Here is a 19,388-nt window from a genome sequence, read left to right on the forward strand (position 1 = left end):
GCGCTGCTGTCCGGTCTGATCGTTGCTTATTCACTTTTCACTTTACCTTCTTCAGGAGCTCTGTCGTCGTCCTGATTCTCATCAACACGCTGGCGTTTTCGATGTCTTCTTTTGTGATCCGACAGGGAATGAACATTCTTAAAGATCTTTCCGCATGACTGCTGCTGTCCATCCACCCCAACTGTTATCATTTCACAGGTTCTTGGCTCACGGTGCTGTCTGCTTTTGTGATTTGCAAGGGCATGAGCATTCTTGCAGATCTTGCCGCATGGCCGTGGCTGGCCATCCTTCCCGACCATGGTCACCTTACAGCTTTTTTGCCCGCTGTGGACTTGAATTTTGTGATCCGAAAGGGCTTTACCATGCTTGCAAACTGTCCCGCATGGTCGCGGCTGATCATCTTCACCGACCACTGTTGCACCACAGGTTTGTGGCCCTCTGTGGTATCTGCTTTTGTGCTCCGTCAGGGATTTAGTATTCTTGAAGATCTTTCTGCATGGTCGCTGCAAGCCATCCTCCCCAATGTCTGTCTCTTCACAGGTTTGCTGTCTGCTGTGGTCTCTTCTTTTGTGATCCGCCAGCTCTTGAGGTTTCTTGCAAACTTTCCTACAGGGATGCGGCTGGCCATCCCCTCCGAGCACGGTCATGCCACAGATTTTTTCGCCGATGTGTTCGTTTCTTTTGTGAACCAACAAGGCACTAGCCGTCTTGCAGAGCTTCCCGCAGGATCGCCGCAGACCCTTCTCCCCGATTACGGTCACCTCACAAGTTTTTTGCCCGGTATGATATTGGCTTTTGTGAGTCGACAGAGATTGGGCATTCTTGAAGATGGTCCCGCATGGTCGCGGCTGATTATCTTCTGTGAACAGTGTTGCGTTGCAGGTTTTTTGCCCGCTATGTACGCTTCTTTTGTGATTCGCAAGAGTATGAGCATTCATGAAGACTTCCCCGCATGGCTGTTGTTGACCATCTTTCCCTGCCACTATCAGGTCACAGGTTTTTTGTCCGGTGTGGTATTTGCTTTTGTGAGATGACATGGATCGAACATTCTTGAAGACTTTCCCGCAGGGTCGCTGCAGACCATCCTCCCCGAACACGGTCACGTTGCAGGAAGGAAGGCGACCCAGAGGTGAAATCCCGATTGGGTATGAGAAACGGGGAGCTGTACAGGAAATCCCGCTTCCTTCTGGAAGACCGGGATTACTTAGCCTGAGTAACCCATCGATTATAACCAAGTCATCAGCAGAGACAGGCACATTCCGATGTGTTGGTACATCATCTTTCACTGCCCCGTCAGGGCCATTGTTGCTGGCAGACGCGGGACTCATTGGGTGTATTGCGTTTACGGGACCAAAATAGCCTATGCAAGTAAGGCCGTGTTCATTCAGCGAATGAGAGCGTGAGCTTTGTCCCGATCTTGCTCCCGGAAATTGACAAACGCCATGACAGGGATGAACGAAACAATTGAAACCCAAAGTGTGTGAGTTTTCCCGGGGCCCTCCGTCACCGCCATCAGAGTCAGAATACAGGAGATGATTGAAAGAGCCTGCAGGGTGACAGCTCGCTATCCCGACTCTCTGGCCGGATGATTCTAGTGGTGTACATTGTGGTCGGTTATCACCAGAGCCATGCATCATAGTGATGATCGCAAACGGTTGACCGTCCTGTGTGAGCACAGAGGCTGCCTCCTGGTGTTGACTGTGGTTAAACAGCGGTGAAGTGGGATTCCAGTAGCTTTTTAAAAGCCAACTGACAACAACCACTTCTATAGGTAGCCATAAATAAGGGGTGGAACTCAGACGCACGTCCTTGGTGACCGGGATCAGTTCGTAACCCACCAGCAGGTGAGCAGCGTGAAGCCACTGCCACGAAATCGACTTAATAAGGGTCGTTTTTATTCCGTAACTTTTATATTTGTGTCGTTTGTTATCAGGCGGCAAATCTGGTCCTGCATCGCCGTTGGTATTGGCAATGACTGGTGGATCCTGCGTCAATGTATGACAGCCACGCTTTATAGAAAAGCTTTTGTTTGGGGAACCGGAATTCTGCTCAAGCTCGACAACAAAACGTTCCGTCAACGACTTCGCCTGACAGAAGGCAGACATCAGCAACAGCAGTGCTGCAAAGAGGGAATGTTTAATAATTCTATCCCTACATTCTGGTGGACAGAGAGGAAGGATAGATCAGGAAAAGCTCGTGAAAGGGCTATTGTCAGATCTGGCTGTTATTTGTTCATTCTAACCTTGTTACCTCTCTCTGTAGGGGACAATTTCGAGACAAAGCTTGATATGAAAGGGTGAATAGGTGACCGATAGCAAGTATTCTGCAAGCCCATTACCTCAAGCAGTCACCTTTCGTGCAACACACCCATTCACTGGCAAAGCATCTTAAAACCTCGCTTTAATGTATTTACCTTTGGAAGCATTAAATAGTCCCCCTGCCATTCAGTTCCAATGTGCGAATGATCATCTATGTCAGGCACATAACAGAGATAGTAAACCAACCAATAGCTGTAACTCTTCGGACGTGGTCGCCTCAGACGGGGTCGCCTCAGAATCAAAAGATGCCGGGACAGCCGATACAACCCGACCTGCCGGGCAAACCTCGTGCAACGTAATAGAGGTCGGTGAGGATGGCCTGCTGCGGCAATGTGGGAAGCTCTGCAGGAATGCCAGTGCTCTGTCGGATCACAAAAAAAGACATCGGAAACGCAAGCCTCTCGATGTGGAGCACAACGAGTGAAGTTATGTCTGGTGCCATCTTCTGCTTCAGCGAAAGGTCTCTGAGAGAAAAACATACTAATTTTCTTGATCTATCCTTCCTCTCTGTCAATCTGAACGCAAGGATAGAATTATTAAAGGCTCACTCTTTGGGACACTGCTGTTGCTAATATCGTTGTCTGTCGTCTGTCAGGCCGAAGCGTTGACAAGACATTTTATTGTCAAGCTTGAACAGGATGCAGGCTCTCCAAAACAGAACATTTTCATAAAGCCTCACCGGTGTATAGAACCGGGCGACTCGTCAGGCTTCACCGACACCTACGACTACGCAGGATCAACTTCGCTGCTTGATGAAAATCGGCACAGGTTTGGAGGTTATGGAGGAAAAACGATCATCATGGAGTCGCTTTCATGGCAATGGCTTGATGGCCCTCATCTTTTGGTAGCTTATAATCTGATCCTGACCACCAAAGATGCCCCTATAAGCGTCATCTCCTGTTCATGGTTACCTGTAGAAGTCGTTTTCGCTGTCGGCTGGCTTTTAAAAAGCTATTGGAACCTCTGTTCACCGCTGTTTAAACCGATTAAACAACAGGTGGCAACCTCCGTGCTGACAAAGGAGGGTTATATGTTTGCGATCACAACTGTGATGCCCGGCTCTGGAGATAACCCACCTCAATACACGCCATCAGAATCGTTCGGCCAGCAAGTCCCGTCAGCCATCATCCACCCTAAAGGCTACTTCACTCATCTCCTGCATCCTGACTCTGATGGTGGTAACGGAGACCCTCATCATTACTCGCACACTTTAGGTTTAAGTTGTTTCGTTCACCCTTGTCATGGCGTCTGTCAATTCCGGCCATCAGGAACATCAGCCGGACAAAGTTCAAACCCTCATTCGGTTAATAAACACTGCCATGGTTGCATACACTATTTTGATTCTGGATACGCTTCACGTTCAATGACTGTAGGGCTCACATCTACTACTGTCCCTGACGGGACACTCAATGAAGATGTGCAAATCCCCGGGAATTTATCTGCTAAAGCTGATGACCAGGTTATAATCGATGGGCTACTCAGTCTGGGAGGTCATAGTCTTCCAGAAAAAAATGGAATTTCCTGTACGATTGCCCATTCCTCACGACTAAAAGGTTTTTCATCTCTCGGTTGTCTCATCACCAGAGTGGCTAGCCAATGGCAACAAGCTCAGTCAGATCACACAAAAAAATACGACACTGAACAAAAAAGCTGTGACGTGACCGTGGTCGGGGAGGATGGCCAGAAGCGACCGTGCGGTAAATACTGTAAGAATTCTCAAGCCCTGTGGGATCACAAAAGCAGAGTCCATAGCGAACAAAAAACCTGTGACGAGACAGTGAACGAGACGAATGGCCAACAGCGTCCATGCGGTGCAGTTTGCAAGAGTGCTCGATCCCTGTCATGTCACAAAAGCAAATACCATAGAGGGCAACGAATTTGTGACGAATCAGTGATTGGGGAGGATGGCCAGCCTCGACCATGCGGGACGGTCTGCAAGAATGCTAATGCTTTGTCAGTTCACAAAAACAGAATCCACAGTGGGCATAAAACCTGCGGCGTGATCGTGGTCGGAGAGGATGGTCAGCAGTGGTCATGTGGGAAAGTCTGCAAGAATACTCGGGCCTTGGCAGATCACAAAAGCAGAGTCCACAGCGGTCAACAAACCTGTGACCTGACCATGGTCGGGGAGGATGGCCTGCCGCGGCCATGCGGGAAGGTCTCTAATAATGCTTACGCCCTGCTAAGTCACAAAAGAAGAGAGCACAGAGGGCAACAAACCTGTCACCTGATCGTGGTTGGGGAGGATAGCCAGCAGCAAGGATGCAATGCGGTTTGCAAGAGTGCAATATCTTTGTCGCATCATAAAAGACTAGAGCACACCGGGCAGCAAGTCTGTAATCTCACAGCAGTCGGGGTGGATGGCCAGTCGAGGCAATGCGGGAAGGTATACAAGAATGCTCGCAGCCTGAGTAATCACAAAAGAAAAAAACACAGCGGGCCAAAAACCTGTGGAGCAAAAGTGTTTGGCGAAGATGGCCAGCCACAGCCATGCGGAAAGGTCTGCATGAATGCTCAAAACCTGGCAGATCATAAATTCAGAGACCACACCGGCCATCAAACCTGTGACTTCACCGTAGTCGGGGAGCATGGCCAGCCGAAACCATGTGGGACAGTCTGCAGGAATGCTCGAGCCCTCTTTAATCACAAAAGAGTGCATCGAAAACGCAAGCCTGTTGATTTGGACCAGAACGATGACCTCAGTCCTTGATCTGACACCCGTCCTTTCAGGAGGTTTTCTTGATCTATCCTTTCTCTCTCAGAACCAGAACTCAAGGATAGAATTATTAAACACTCACTTTTTGGGGCACTGCTGTTACCACTGTTTTTGCCATTGTTGTTACTGTTGCTGTTTGTCGTCTGCCAGACCGAAGCATTGACAAGGCATCATATTGTCGAGCTTGAACAGGATGCAGGTTTTCCAGAACAGAACATTTCTAAAAAACTTCAACGGTATTCATTATCAGGCACCCCGTCAGACTTTACCGGAACCAATGGCTACGCAAGACCAAAGTCGCCTGATGAAAAACAACGCAGACCTGGAGGTTACGGAGCAAGAGCGGTGATTATTGAGACGATTTCGTGGCAATGGCTTTATGCCATTCATCTTTTGGTTGCTTACGAACTGATTATGACCACCAAAGATGCTCCTGCAAGCTCATGGCTATCTGTTGAAGTAGTTTTCGGTGTTGTCTGGCTCTTAAAAGGCTGTTGGAACCTCGATTCACCGCTCTATAAATCGACTGAACAACAGGAGGGAATCTTTGTGCTGATGGAGGGAGATCACCCGTTTGTGACTATTACCATGATGCATGGCTCTGTTGAAAACCCACCACAAAACTTGCCATCAGAATCATCCTGCCGGCAAGTCCTGGCAGCTAACAGCCATCCTGCTGGCTCTTTCACTCAACTCCTGTATTTTGACTCTGGCGATGGTACTGGAAGTCCACAAGAACATTTGCACAGTTTAGGTTTAAATTGTTTCGTTCACCCCTGTCATGGCGTTTGTCAATTCCGGCCAGCAGGAGCAACACCCGGACAAAGCTTACGCCCTCATTCGGCCAATGAAGACGACCTTGGTTACAGACACTATTTTGACCCCGGATACGCTACACATTCGATGAATGCAGGGCTGGCCTCTGGCACTGCCCCTGATGAGCGACTCAATGATGATCTGCAAATGTCTGAGAGTTCACCTGTCACCGATGATGACCAGATTATAATCGATGGGTTACTTAGTCTGGGTGCTCGTACTCTTCCAGAAGAAGGCGGGATTTCTTGTTCGGTTGTCTGTTTCACAGGCCCAATGGGTATATCAGCTTCGAGTTGTCTCACACCCGTAGCGACTACCCATTGCCAACAATCCCTGTCAGATCACAAAAAAAAATACGACACGGAGCAAAAAATCTGTGACCTGATTGTGTTCAGGGAAGATGGCCAGCAGCGGCCATGCGGGAAGCTCTTCAAGAATGCTAATAGCCTGTCGTCTCACAAAAGTAGAATCCACAGTGGGCAAAAAACATGTGATGTTATCCTGGTCGAAGAGGATGGTCGGCAGCGAGTCTGCGGAAAGGTCTGCAGAAATGCTCATGCCCTGTCAGATCACAAAAGCAGAGACCACAGTGTGCAACAAGCCTGTGACTTCATCGTGGTTGGGAAGGGTGGTCGGCGGCAACCATGCGGTAAGGTCTGCAAGAGTGGACGTGCCTTGTCGCGTCATAAAGGAGTAGAGCACACCAGGCAACAAGCCTGCGGTACAACAGTAGTCGGGGAGGATGGTCAGCAGCGGCCATGCGGGAAGCTCTTCAAGAATACTAATAGCCTGTCGTCTCACAAAAGCAGAATTCACAGTGGGCAAAAAACCTGTGATGTGATCCTGGTTGGAGAGGATGGCCAGCAGCGACCCTGCGGAAAGGTCTGCAGAAATGCTCATGCCCTGTCAGATCACAAAAGCAGAGACCACTGCGTGCAAAAAAACTGTGACTTGATCGTGGTTGGGGAGGATGGTCGGCAGCAACCATGCGGTAAGGTCTGCAAGAGTGGACATGCCTTGTCGGATCATAAAAGAGCAGAGCACACCAGGCAGCAAGCCTGCGGTGCAACAACAGTCGGGAAGAATGGTCAGCAGCGGCCGTGCAGGAAGGTCTGCAAGAATGCTCGCGCCTTGAGTGATCACATGAGAAAAAACCACAGCGGGCCACAAACCTGTGAGGTCACTGTAGTCGGGGAGAATGGACAGCAACGGCCATGCAAGCAGGCCTGCAAGAATCTTCAGGCCTTTTTGAATCACAAAAGAAGGCATCGAAAACGCAAGCTTGATGATATGGACCGGAACAATGACTTAAGTCCTCAGGAAGTAAAGTGAAATAAGCAACGATCTGATCCAGTACATGGCTTCATTAGATTTTTAAAAGAAGAACTTCAAGGTAAAAACACGCTTATTTTCTTGATCTATCCTTCCTCTCTGTCAACCGGAATGCAGGGATAGAATTATTAAACACTCACTCTTTGAGGTACTACTGTTGCTAATGTCGTTGTCTGTCGTCTGTCAGAGCGAAGCGTTGACAAGACATTATATACTCGAGCTTGAGCAGGGTGCAGTTTATTCAAAACAGAACTACTCTATAAAACCTGTCTGGCCAACATTACCGGACAATCCGTCAGCCATTACCTACAATAAAGACCACGCAGAATTAACTTTACCAACTGATGACAAACGACAGAGGTCTGGGATTTACGAACTAAAAACGGCCATCGTTGGGTCGATTTCATGGCAATGGCTTTATGCCACTGGCATTGTGGTTGCATACGAAATGATCCTGACCACCAAGGATGCCCCTGCAAGCTCATGGCTTCCTGTAGAAGTAGTTTTCGCTGTCGCCTCGCTTTTAAAAATCTATTGGAACCCAAATTCATCGCTGTCTAACCCGATTCAACAACAGGAGGCAACCTCTCTGCCGATACAAGGGGATCACCCGTTTGCGACTGTTACTATGATGCATGGCTCTGATGATAACCCGGCACAATACCCACTATCAGAATCATCCTGCCAGAAAGTCCCGGAAACCACCATCCACTCTTCAGGCTCATTCAAAAGTCTCGTGTATTCTGACTCTGGCGACAGTAACGGAGACCCTGAACAACACTCACACACTTTGGGTTTAAATTGTTTCGTCCATCCCTGTCATGGCGTTTGTCGATTTCGGGCATCAATAGCAGTATCCACACAACAATCATGCCTTCGCTCGGCGAATGAACACTGTCTTAGTTGCATATACCATTTTGATCCCCAAATCGCTTCGTACTTCATGAGCGGAGCGCCCATCTGTACCACTGATTCTAACGGGCTACTAAATCATGATGTGCAAATGCCCGGGAATGTGTCCGTCAACGCTGACGACCGGGTCATAATAGACGGGTTACTCAGTCTGGGTGGTCATAGCCTTCCAGAAAACGGGATTACCTGTACGCTTGCTCATTCAACACGCCCGATGGGGATTTCATTTTTGGGTTGTCTTCCTTCTGGAGGGGATACCCATTGGCAACAAACTCCGTCAGATTACAAAAAAAAATACGACACTGAACAAAGAGTATGCGTCCTGCCGGTGATCGGGGAGGATGGGCAGCTGCGGCCATGTGGAAAGGTCTACAAGAATGCTCGTAGCCTGTCGGATCACAGAATCAAATTCCACAGCGGACAACGAACCTGTGACACACCAGTAATTGGGGAGAACGGTCAACAGCAGCCATGCGGGATTACCTGCAAGAATGCTAAAGTCCTTTCGTATCACAAAAACAGATACCACAGCGGGCCAAAAACCTGTGACTTACCCGTGGTCGGGGAGGATGGTCAGCAGCAACCATGCGGGAGAGTCTGCAAAAGTAAGAGGTCCCTGACAGACCATAAAAACAGAGAGCACAGCGGGCCTCGAAGCTGTGACATGACCGTGATTGGGGAGAATGGTCAGCAGCAGCCATGCGGGAAGGCCTGCAAGAATGTTTACGCCCTGATTGATCACAAAAGCAAATTCCACACCGGACAACGAATCTGTGACATACCAGTAGTTGGGGAGAACGGTCAACAGCAGCCATGCGGGATTACCTGCAAGAATGCCAAAGTCCTTTCGTATCACAAAAACAGATACCACAGCGGGCCAAAAACCTGTGACTTACCCATGGTCGGGGAGGATGGTCAGCAGCAACCATGCGGGAAGGTCTGCAAAAATATGAGAGCCCTGAGAGATCATAAACGCAGAAGCCACAGCGGGCCCCAAACCTGTGACGTACCCGTGGTTGGGATGGATGGTCAACAGCAGCCATGCGGGAAGGCTTGCAGAAATGCCTGCGCCTTGACTGATCACAAAAGCAAATTCCACAGCGGAGAGCGAACCTGTGACGTGGAAGTGGATGGGGAGGATGGACAACAGCGGCCATGCGGGACGGTATGCAGGAATGCTAATACCCTCAAACATCATAAAAAAAGAGTTCACCGTGAGCAAAAAACCTGTGAAGTGATGGTGTTTGGAGAGGATTGTCAGCAACAGCCATGTGGGATGGTTTGCAAGAATGTTGAAGCCCTGTTGGCACACAAATGTAAATACCACACTGATCAAAAAACCTGTGATCTGATGGAGTTCGGTGAAGATGGCCAGCTGCGACGATGCGGAAAGGTCTGTAAGAATCTCAAAGCCCTGTGGGATCACAAAAGTGGATACCACAGCGGGCACAAAACCTGTAACGTGATGGTAGTCGGGAAGGGCGGACAAAAGCGGCCATGTGGAGCCGCCTGCAGAAATGCTCGCAACCTGACGTATCACAAAAGAAAAATCCACAGTGGGCAGAAAATCTGCGACACAACAGTGGTCGGGGATGATGGCCAGCGGCTACCATGCGGCTTTGTCTGCAAGAATTCTCTATACCTGTTGGATCACAAAGCCAGATACCACAGTGGACAACAAATTTGTCACGTGCCCGTAGTCGGGCAGGATGGTCAGACGCGGCCATGCGAGATGACCTGCGATAGTGTTGTGGCCTTGTCGGTTCACAAAAGAAGATATCATTCCGGTCCACAAACCTGTCAGGAGACAGTGGTCGGGAAGGATGGCCAGCTGCAGCCATGCGGCAAGGGCTGTAAGAACGCTCAGGCCCTAACGGACCACAAAAGAAGACATCGAAAACGTAAGCCTGTCGATTTGGAACAGGGCGATCACTTCAGTCCTTGATCTGACGCCGACTACTTCACGTGCTTTTCTTGATCTATCCTTCCTCACTGTCAAACAGAAAACAAGGATAGAATTAATAAACACATACTCTTTGAGACACTGCTGTTGCTACTGTCGTTGTTTCTCGTCAGCCAGGCCAAAGCGCTGTCAAGACATTTTATTATCGAGCTTCAAAAGGATGAAGGTTCTCCAAAACAGGTCTTTTTTGTAAAAGGTGACTGGCATTCATTGACGGGCAACCCGTCAGAGATTAACGACAACAACTGCTACATAGGATCAACTTCGCCATCGGATAAAAAGCGATACAGACCATACAGTTACGGGATGAAAACGTCCCTGATTGAGTCGCTTTTGTGGCAATGGCTCTACGCCCTCCACCTGCTGGTTGGTTACGAACTGGCTCTGAACAGCAAAGACTCTCTTCTAAGCTCGCCCTCTCATTCATGGGTACCTTTAGAAGTGGCTGTTGTTGTCGGTTGGTTTTTAAAAAACTATTGGAGCCCCGATTCATCACTGTTTAATCCGATTGAACAGCAAGAGACTAAATTTATATTGAGACTGCGGGGTAATACGTTTCCGATTACCACTATGATGCCTGGCTCTGGAGATAACCCATCACAATGCCCGCCATCAGAATCATCCAGCCAGCAAGCCACTGAAACCACCCGCCCACCTATAGGCTATTTTCCTGGCCTTCTTCATTTTGACTGTGGCGGCGGCAACGGAGGCCCTCAAAAACTTCTGCATACTTTGGGTTTAAATTGTTTCGTTTTTCCCTGTTATGGCGTTTGTCAATTCCTGCCATCAGGAGCAACACCCCCACAAAATTCCTGCCCTCACACGAAAACTGATCACTGCCTTAGTTGCATAGACGATTTTGATCCTAAAAACGCCACACAATCAATGACTGTAGGGCTCGCCTGTAGCACTGACTCCGACAGTCCGCTCTATGATGATGTGCAAATGCCCGGGAATTTTCCTTTTAGCCCTGATCATCTGGTCGATGGGATGCTCAGTCTGCGTGGTCATAGTCTGCCAGAAGAAAACGGGATTTTCCGTACGATTGCCGATTTCACAGGCTCAATGGGATCCTTATCTTCGAGTTGCCTCCCTTCGGGAGGGGCTACGCAATGCCAACAAACTCTATCAGATCGCAAAAAAAAATACGACAGAGAACAAGTAAATTGTGACGTGACCGTGTTCGGGATTACGGCCAGCAGCAGCCATGCGGGAGAGTCTGTAAGAATACTCAAGTCCTTTTGAATCACAAAAGAATGCATCGAAAACCCAAGCCCGTTGATTCTAACCGGAACGACTTCCTCAGTCCTTGATCAGACACCTGCCCTTTAACGAGGTTTTCTTGATCTATCCTTCTTCTCTGTCAACCAGAATGCAGGGATAGAATTATTAAACACTCACTCTTTGCGGCACTGCTGTTACTACAGTTGTTTCCTGGCACCTGTCAGGCCGAAGCATTGATAAGACATTTTATTTTCGAGCTTCAACAGGGTGCAGCTTATCCAGAACAGAATGTTTCTATAAAATCAGGCCGACCTACATTAGCGGGCAAGTCGTCAGACAATACTGGCACTACAGACTACGCAGGATCAACTTCGCGGAATGATGACAAACGCCAAAGGCCCCGAGGTTACGGAGTAAAAACGACAATCATTGAGTCGATTTCATGGCAATGGCTTTATGCCATTCATCTTCTGGTTGCTTACGAACTGATCCTGACCAACAAAGATGCCCCTGTATGCCTCACCCCTTGTTTATGGTTACCTTCAGAAGCAGTTTTTGCTGTCGCCTGGCTTTTAAAAAGCCATTGGAACCCGGATTCACCGCTGTTCAACCTGATTGAACAACTGAAGCCAACTTCTACGCTACGGGGGGGGCGTCCACTTGCGATCACCATTATGATAACTGGCTCCGGAGATAACCCACCGCAATATCCGTCATCAGAATCATCCGGCCAGCAAGCCCTGACAGCCACCAGTCACACTGTAGGCTCTTCTGCTCATCTTCCGTGTTTTGACTCTGGCCATGGTAAAGGAAGTCCTCAGCAACACTCACACACTTTAGGTTTAAATTGTTTCGTTCACCCCTGCCATGGCGTTTGTCAATTCCGGCCATCAGGAGCAACACCCTTACATAATTTGTATCCTCTCTCGGTGAAAGAACACAGCCTCAGTTGCATAGACTATTTTGATTCTGGAATCACTACGCACTCAATGAGCGCAGCGCTGACCTATATCGACGACCCTCACGAGCCGCTCAATGATGATGTACCAATGCCCGGGAATTTGTCTGTCAATGCTGATGACCAGATTATAATCGTTGGGTTACTCAGTCTGGGCGGCTACAGTCTTGCAGAAGGTAACGGGATTTCATCTTCGGGTTGTTTTTCGTCAGGAGCGGTTACCCATTTGCAACAAGCCCTGTCAGATCACAAAAAAAAATACGGCATTGAACAAAAAATTTGTATTGTTACCGTGATCGGGAAGGATGGCCAGCCGAGGCCATGTGGCACAGTCTGCAAGAGCGCTCAATCTCTGTCGTCTCACAAAAGTAGAATTCATACCGGGCAAAGAAACTGTGACGCGACCGTGATTGGGGAGAGTGGTCAGCAGCGCCCATGCGGAAAGGTCTGCAGTAATGCTCAAGCCCTGTTAGATCACAAAAGGAGACATCATAGTGGGAAAAAAACCTGTTATACAATCACTGTCGGGGAGGATGGTCAGCAGCGAACATGTGGCAAGGTCTACAAAAGTATTAAAGCTCTGACAGATCACAGAAGCCGATTCCACAGCGGGCGTCAAACCTGTGGCGTGACTGTGGTCGGGGAAAATGGTCAGCAGCGGCCGTGCGGGACTGTCTGCAAGAATGCACAATGCCTGTTATCTCATAAAAAAAGATATCACACCGGGCAACAAACCTGTGATGTGGCAGTGGTCGGGGAGGATAGCCAACAGAGAGCATGCGGGGAGATCTGCAAGAGTTCCAAAAGCCTGATGGATCACAAAAGAAGATACCACACCGGGCAAAAAACCTGTGAAGTGGAAGTGGTTGGGGAGGATGGCCAGCAATGGCCATGTGGGAAAATCTGTAGGAGTGCTCAAGCACTATCGGATCACAAAAGCAAAGTCCATAGTGGGCAGCAAACTTGTGTCGCGACTGTAGTTGATGAGAATGGTCAGCCGCGGCCATGCGGGAAAGTATGCAAGAATGCCCAACGCCTGTCTTATCACAAAAGCAAAGATCATAGCAGGCAAAAAAACTGTAATGTGACCATAGTCGGGGAGGATGGCCGACAGTACCGATGCGGAAAAGTCTGCAATAATGCCAGAGCCCTGCTGGACCACAAAAGAATGCATCGAAAACGTAAGCCTGCTGATGTGGATCAGAAAGGATGAGTTTATTCCCGTTGTCGCCTTTGGTTTTTAACAGAGAGTTTTTAACAGAAGATTTTTGGCGTAAAAACACAGTTATTTTCTTGATCTATCCTTCCTATCTGTAAACCAGGATACAAGGATAGAATTATTAAACACTCACTCTTCGCAGTACTGCAGTTGCTACTGTTGTTGTCTGTCGCCTGTCAGGCCGGAGCGTTGACAAGAAGTTTTATTGTTGGGCCTGGACAGGATGCAGTCTTTCCAAACCAGAGTTTTTCTATAAAGCGTGGTCGGCATACATTGTCGCAAAGCCCGTCAGTCACTGCTGACAAAAACGGCTGTGTAAGACTTGACTTATCATCTGATAGCAAGCGACACAAACCTGTTATTTACGGAATAAGAACCATCACTATTGAATCGATTTCGAGGCAACCGCTTTACGCCACTCATCTGTGGATGGATCACGAAATGATTCTGACCACCAAAAACGCTCATCTGGGCGCCAAACCAGATTCGTGGTTACCTTTTGAAGTGGTTATCACTGTCAGTTGGCTTTTAAAAAGCTATTGGAACCCCGATTCAGTGCTGTTTAAGCCGATTGAGCAACAGAAGGCAATATCTTTGCTGAAGGGAGAGTATGCGTTTGCGACTTCCATTATGACTTATGGCTCTGGTGACAACCCATCTCAATACTCGCCATTAGAATTACCCAGCCAGCAAGTCTTGGCAGCTACCAGCCACCCTAAAGGCTCTCTCGCTCACCTCCTGTATTCTGAGTATGGCGGTGGTAACAGAGACCCTCATCAATACTTGCACAGTTTAGGTTTAAATTGTTTCGTCCATCCGTGTTATGGCGTTTGTCAATTCCGGTTATCAGGATCCCTAAAAAGCTCATACCCAGACACGACGAATGAACACGGCTTTAGTTGTATAAACTATTTTGATCCTGCAAACGCTACACAATCAACGAGTACCGGGCTCATCTGTACCTCTGCCTCTGACCGGGCACCCAATGATAATGTGCAAATACCCGCGGATTTGTCTGTCACGGCTGATGACCAGATTATAATCGATGGGTTACTCAGTTTAGCTGGTCATAGTTTTCCAGAAGGAAACGGGATTTCCATCACGCTTACCCATTCCACACGCCCAATGAGGAACTCAGCTTTGAATTGTCTCCCTTCCGAAGGTGCTACCCATTGTCAAAAAGCCCTGTCAAATGACAAAAAAAAATACGACACTAAGCATGAAGTCTGTGTCGTGACCGTGATCGGCAAGGATGGCAGACAGCGGCCATGCGGGAAGGTTTTCAAGGGTGCCAGTTACCTGTCTTCGCACAAAAGGAGAAACCACACCGGGCAAAAAACCTGTGACGTGACCGTGTTCGAAGAGGCTGGCCAGCGGCGGCCATGCGGAAAGGTTTTCGGTAATGCTAACGCCCTGTCGGATCACAAAAGCAGGGCTCACGGTCGGCAAAAAATCTGTGGGGTAACAGTGGTCGGGGAGAATGGCCAGCCGCGGCAGTGCGGGAGAGTTTGCAAGAATATTTATGCCCTGTCAAATCACAAAAGGAGAGAGCACACGGGGCAAAAAACCTGTGACGTGACCGTGGTTGGGGTGGATGGGCAGCTGCAGCCATGCGGGCTGGTCTGTAAGAATGCTAAATCCCTGGCAGACCACAAGAGAAGACATCGAAAACGCAAAACTGTTGGTGCGAATCAGTACGATGTCCCCAAACCTTGATTTGACACCCGCCCTTTCATTTCTTTGATCTATCCTTCCTGTCTGTATACCAGAAAGCAAGAATAGAATTATTAAACACTCACTCTTTGTGGCACTGCCGCTGTTGTTGATATTGTCGTCTTTTGCCTGTCAGGCTGAAGCGTTGACAAGGCTTTTTATTGTCGAGTTCGGACAGAAGGCAGGTTTTTTAAACCAGAGCTGTTTTATAAAGCGTGACCAGCATCTATGTTCAGACATTGCCGACACAAGGGACTATGCGGTATTGGATTCGCCACCTGACGAAAAACCACTCTGGCCCGGAGGTTATAGGGTAAAAACGGCCCTTATTGAATCGATATCATGGCAATGGCTTTACGTCACTGATCTTCTGGTTGCTTACGAATTGATCCCGACGACCAAAAATGCCCCTATATGTGTCAACCCATACTCATGGCTGTCTTTAGAGGTGGTTGTCGCTGTTGTCTTGCTTTCAACAAGCTATTGGAACCTCTGTACACCGCTGTTTAGCGCCATTGAACAACAAACCAAGAGTCAGGATAACTCGTTTGCGATCACCACTATGATGGTTGGCTCTGAACAAACCCCACAGCAGGGGCAGCCATCAAAAGCATGCAGCCAACATGCCTTAAAAGCCAACATCCACCCTGCAGGCTCTCGCAGCAGCCACCTGAATACTGAATGTGGCGACGGTAACAGATGCCCAAAAAAACAGCTGCATACTTTGGGTTTAAATTGTTTTGTTGATCATTGTTGTGGCGTTTGTCAATGGCGACAATCATCCGATAGCAGTGGGGTTGATGGTTGGTCGCTGAATTTAAAAGAAAGTTTCACAAACCAAACAGAAGCAACCTCCGGACAAAGCCCATGCCCCCATTTGGCTTTTGGATACTGCCTGCTTTGCATGGGGGATCTTGATCCGGAAAACGCTAAACACTCTCGACATAAACCGCTTTTCGAAAGATGGGTTGATTTCTCTCGTATACCACTTCGATGCGACTTTGACCAACCACCACAGAGTCTTTGCGAAAAATTCGGAAGTCCCATGACACTTAACCTTAGAGAGACAGAACAAACAGTCACTGACTTATCTCAATTGTGTCAGACCCAGCCTCAACTTTCACAGTCAGGTACACCACAATTCACAGACTACCGAGGACAAAAAACCTGTCACGTAAAAGTAATCGGGGAAAATGGCCAGAAGCGTTCATGCGGCGCGATGTTCAGACATACTAAAGCCCTGTCGGATCACAAAAGTCTATGCCACAGCTGGCGACAAATCTGTGACGTGACTGTGGTCGGGGAGGATGGTCAGCCACGCTTATGCGGGATGATCTACAGAAGTACTTGCGCCCTCAATGATCACAAAAGCAAATTCCACAGGGGGCAACAGACCTGTGGCGCGATCGTGGTCGGGGAAGATGGCCGACAGCAGCAATGCGGGAGGGTCTGCAAGAACAGTAATTCCCTGTCGTACCACAAAAGAAGAGATCACAGCGGGCAAAAAACCTGCAACGTAACAGTAGTCAGGGAAGACGGCCAGCATTGGCCATGCAGAAAAGTCTGCAAAAATGCTGCATCTCTGTCAGCTCACAAAAGCAAATGTCACAGTGGGCAGAGAAGCTGTGATGTAACCATGATCGGGGCCAATGGCCAACAGCGCCGATGTGGGACAGTCTTCAAGAATGTTCATGCTCTATCGAATCACAAAATCAGAGTACACACAGATAAACAAGCCTGTGATGTGACCGTGATTGGGGAAGATGGTCTGCAACGGCCATGCGGGAGGATTTGTAAGAATGCTAAATCTATGTCGGAGCACAAGAGAAAACACCGAAAACGCAAGCCTGCTGATCTGGACCAGGAGGATGATCTCAGTCCCTGATCAGACGCCCGCCCTTTCACGGGGTGGTCCATCCTTCCTCTCTGTAAATTAAAATGCAAGGATAGAATTATTAAACGCTCACTCTTTGCGGCACTGTTGCTGATATTGTTGTTGTCTATCTTCAGCCAGGCAAAAGCGTTGACAAGGCGTTTTGTGGTTGAATTTGGACAGAAGAGCGATTTTCCAAACCAGAGCTTTTCTAGAAAGCGTGCCCCGCACACCTTTTCAGACATTGCTGACACAAACGGCTATGCAGGATCAGATTCTCTTGCTGATAAAAAACGACACAGTGTTTGCAATTATGGAGTAAAAACGACCATCATCGAGTCGAGTTCGTGGCAATGGCTCTATGCTACTCATCTGTTGGTTGGTTACGAATTTATCCCGACTACGAAAGATACTCCTTTTGGCTCTCTCTTATATTCATGGCTACCTGTAGAAGTGGTTGCCGTTGTTGCCCGGCTTTTAAAAAGCTATTGGAAGCCCAATTCACCGCTGTTTTTTTCGATTGAACCACAAAAGGTAACCTCTATGCTGACAAAGAGGGGTTACCCGTTTGCGATCACCACTATGATGCATGGTTCTGGAGGTAGCTCATTACAATATCCAACATCACAATCATCCGGCCACCAAGCTTCGGCAGCCACCACCCACTCCTCAAGCTCTTTCACCAGCCTCCTTTATTCTGATTCCGGCAGTGGTAACGGAGACACTGAACAATACTCACACACTTTAGGTTTAAATTGTTTCATCCATCCCTGTTATGGCGTCTGTCAATTGCGACCATCAGGAGCAACATCCAGACAAAGCTCACGTTCTCATTCGGTGAATGAACACTGCCTTAGCTCCATAAACCATTTTGATTTTGGAAATGCTACACACTCAATGAGTGCGGAGCCCGCCTGTGCCAATGCCCTTGAAGGGAGATTTAATGATGATGTACAAGTGCCCGGGAAGTTGTCTGCCAACGCTGATGACTGGGTTATAATCGATGGGTTACTCAGTCTGAGCAATCATTGTCTTCCGGAAGAAAACGGGATTTCCTGTACGGCTCCCAATCTCACAGACCCAACGGAGACTCCATTTTCGGGTTGCCTTCCTTCCGGAGGGGCCGCCCATCACCAACAAGCTCTGACGAATCAAAGAGACTACATCGCACAAAAAACCTGTGACATGACTGTGGTTGGGAAGGATGGTCAGCAGCAATCATGTGGGAAAGTCTGCAGAAGTATTAAAGCCCTGTCAGATCACAAAGGCAAAATCCACAGCGGGCAGCAAACCTGTGGCGTGACCATAGTCAGGGAGGATAGTCAACAGCAGCCATGCGGGACTGTCTGCAAGAATGTTCAAGCCTTGTTGAATCACAAGAGAATCGCACACAGCGGGCAACAAACCTGTGAAGTAAAAGTAGTCGCAGAGAATGGCCAGCTGCTGCCATGCGGGAAGGTCTGCAAGAATACTATTGCTCTGGTAAGTCACAGAAGAAGAACCCATAGCGGACAACGAGTTTGTGGTGTCACCCTGGTCGGAGAGGGTGGCCGGAAGCGGCCATGTGGGTGGGTCTGTCAGAGTGCTCAGGCTTTGTCACAGCACAAAAGCGGATACCACTCCGGGCAGAAAACCTGTAACGCGATGGTGGTTGGAGAAAATGGCCAGCAGCGGCCATGCGGAACCTTCTGCAGGAACGCCCGCGCCCTGTTGAATCACAAGAGAAGATGCCACACCGGGAAAAAAGTCTGTGACGTGACCGTAGTCGGGGAGGATGGCCAGCCGTGGCCGTGCGGGAAACTTTCCAAGAATGCCTTAGCTCTGTCGGTTCACAAAAGCAAAGCCCATTCCGGGCAAAAAACTTGTGAAGTGACCATGGTCGGGGAGGATGGCCAGCTGCGACCCTGCGGGAAGTTATGCAAAAATGCCGGAAGCCTGACAGATCATAAAAGAAGACACCATAGCGAGCCACAAACCTGTGAAATGACTGTGGTCGCTGAGGATGGTCAGTCGCGACCGTGCGGGAAGGCCTGCATAAGTGCTCGCGCTCTCTCGAGTCACAAAAGAGTAGAGCACACCGTGCAACAAGCCTGTGATGAGATCGTGATTGGGGAAGATGGTCAGCAACGGCCATGCGGCAGGATTTGCAAGAATGCTGAATCTGTGTCGGAGCACAAGAGAAAACACCGGAAACGCAAGCCTGCTGATTTGAACCAGAGCGATGACCCCGGTCCCTGATTTGACAACTGCCTTTTCATTTTCTTGATCTATCCTTTCTTTCTAGACCGGAAGGCAGGGATAGAATTATTAAATATTCACTCTTTGCGTTATCGCTTGGGCTACT

10 protein-coding genes are annotated in these 19,388 nt (G+C 48.7%); 9 read left to right on the plus strand and 1 reads right to left on the minus strand.

All coding sequences use genetic code 11. The features are described 5' to 3' along the window. Positions 1-26: 26 nt before the first annotated feature. Positions 27-2,078, minus strand: coding sequence for a hypothetical protein (locus KBW69_RS09190; protein WP_257280681.1), 2,052 nt, complete (start codon positions 2,076-2,078; stop codon positions 27-29). Positions 2,079-2,403: 325 nt separating this feature from the next. On the opposite strand from KBW69_RS09190, the gene KBW69_RS09195 reads away from it, so the two are divergent. The 9 genes from KBW69_RS09195 (at position 2,404) to KBW69_RS09235 (ending at position 19,282) form a co-directional block, all read left to right on the plus strand. Continuing rightward, positions 2,404-2,742: a hypothetical protein gene (locus tag KBW69_RS09195; protein WP_257255400.1), complete on the plus strand. Its 339-nt coding sequence runs from the start codon at positions 2,404-2,406 to the stop codon at positions 2,740-2,742. 141 nt (positions 2,743-2,883) lie between these two features. After that, positions 2,884-5,028: a hypothetical protein gene (locus KBW69_RS09200; protein ID WP_257280682.1), complete on the plus strand. Its 2,145-nt coding sequence runs from the start codon at positions 2,884-2,886 to the stop codon at positions 5,026-5,028. 123 nt (positions 5,029-5,151) lie between these two features. Beyond that, positions 5,152-7,182, plus strand: coding sequence for a hypothetical protein (locus KBW69_RS09205; protein ID WP_257280683.1), 2,031 nt, complete (start codon positions 5,152-5,154; stop codon positions 7,180-7,182). A 157-nt stretch (positions 7,183-7,339) separates the two neighbouring features. Continuing rightward, entirely contained in the window at positions 7,340-10,039 is a 2,700-nt protein-coding gene (locus tag KBW69_RS09210) for a hypothetical protein (RefSeq protein WP_257280684.1), read from the plus strand. A gap of 105 nt (positions 10,040-10,144) precedes the next feature. Next, positions 10,145-11,302: a hypothetical protein gene (locus KBW69_RS09215; RefSeq protein WP_257280685.1), complete on the plus strand. Its 1,158-nt coding sequence runs from the start codon at positions 10,145-10,147 to the stop codon at positions 11,300-11,302. 212 nt (positions 11,303-11,514) lie between these two features. Continuing rightward, entirely contained in the window at positions 11,515-13,452 is a 1,938-nt protein-coding gene (locus tag KBW69_RS09220; RefSeq protein ID WP_257276105.1) for a hypothetical protein, read from the plus strand. Positions 13,453-13,608: 156 nt separating this feature from the next. Further along, positions 13,609-15,174: a hypothetical protein gene (locus KBW69_RS09225; RefSeq protein ID WP_257280686.1), complete on the plus strand. Its 1,566-nt coding sequence runs from the start codon at positions 13,609-13,611 to the stop codon at positions 15,172-15,174. A gap of 88 nt (positions 15,175-15,262) precedes the next feature. Further along, positions 15,263-17,056, plus strand: a complete 1,794-nt coding sequence (locus KBW69_RS09230) for a hypothetical protein (RefSeq protein ID WP_257280687.1) — start codon at positions 15,263-15,265, stop codon at positions 17,054-17,056. A gap of 96 nt (positions 17,057-17,152) precedes the next feature. Continuing rightward, positions 17,153-19,282, plus strand: a complete 2,130-nt coding sequence (locus tag KBW69_RS09235; RefSeq protein ID WP_257280688.1) for a hypothetical protein — start codon at positions 17,153-17,155, stop codon at positions 19,280-19,282. The last annotated feature ends 106 nt before the right edge of the window (positions 19,283-19,388 follow it).

Source organism: Endozoicomonas sp. ISHI1 (assembly GCF_024606225.1).
Taxonomy (GTDB): Bacteria; Pseudomonadota; Gammaproteobacteria; order Pseudomonadales; family Endozoicomonadaceae; genus Endozoicomonas_A.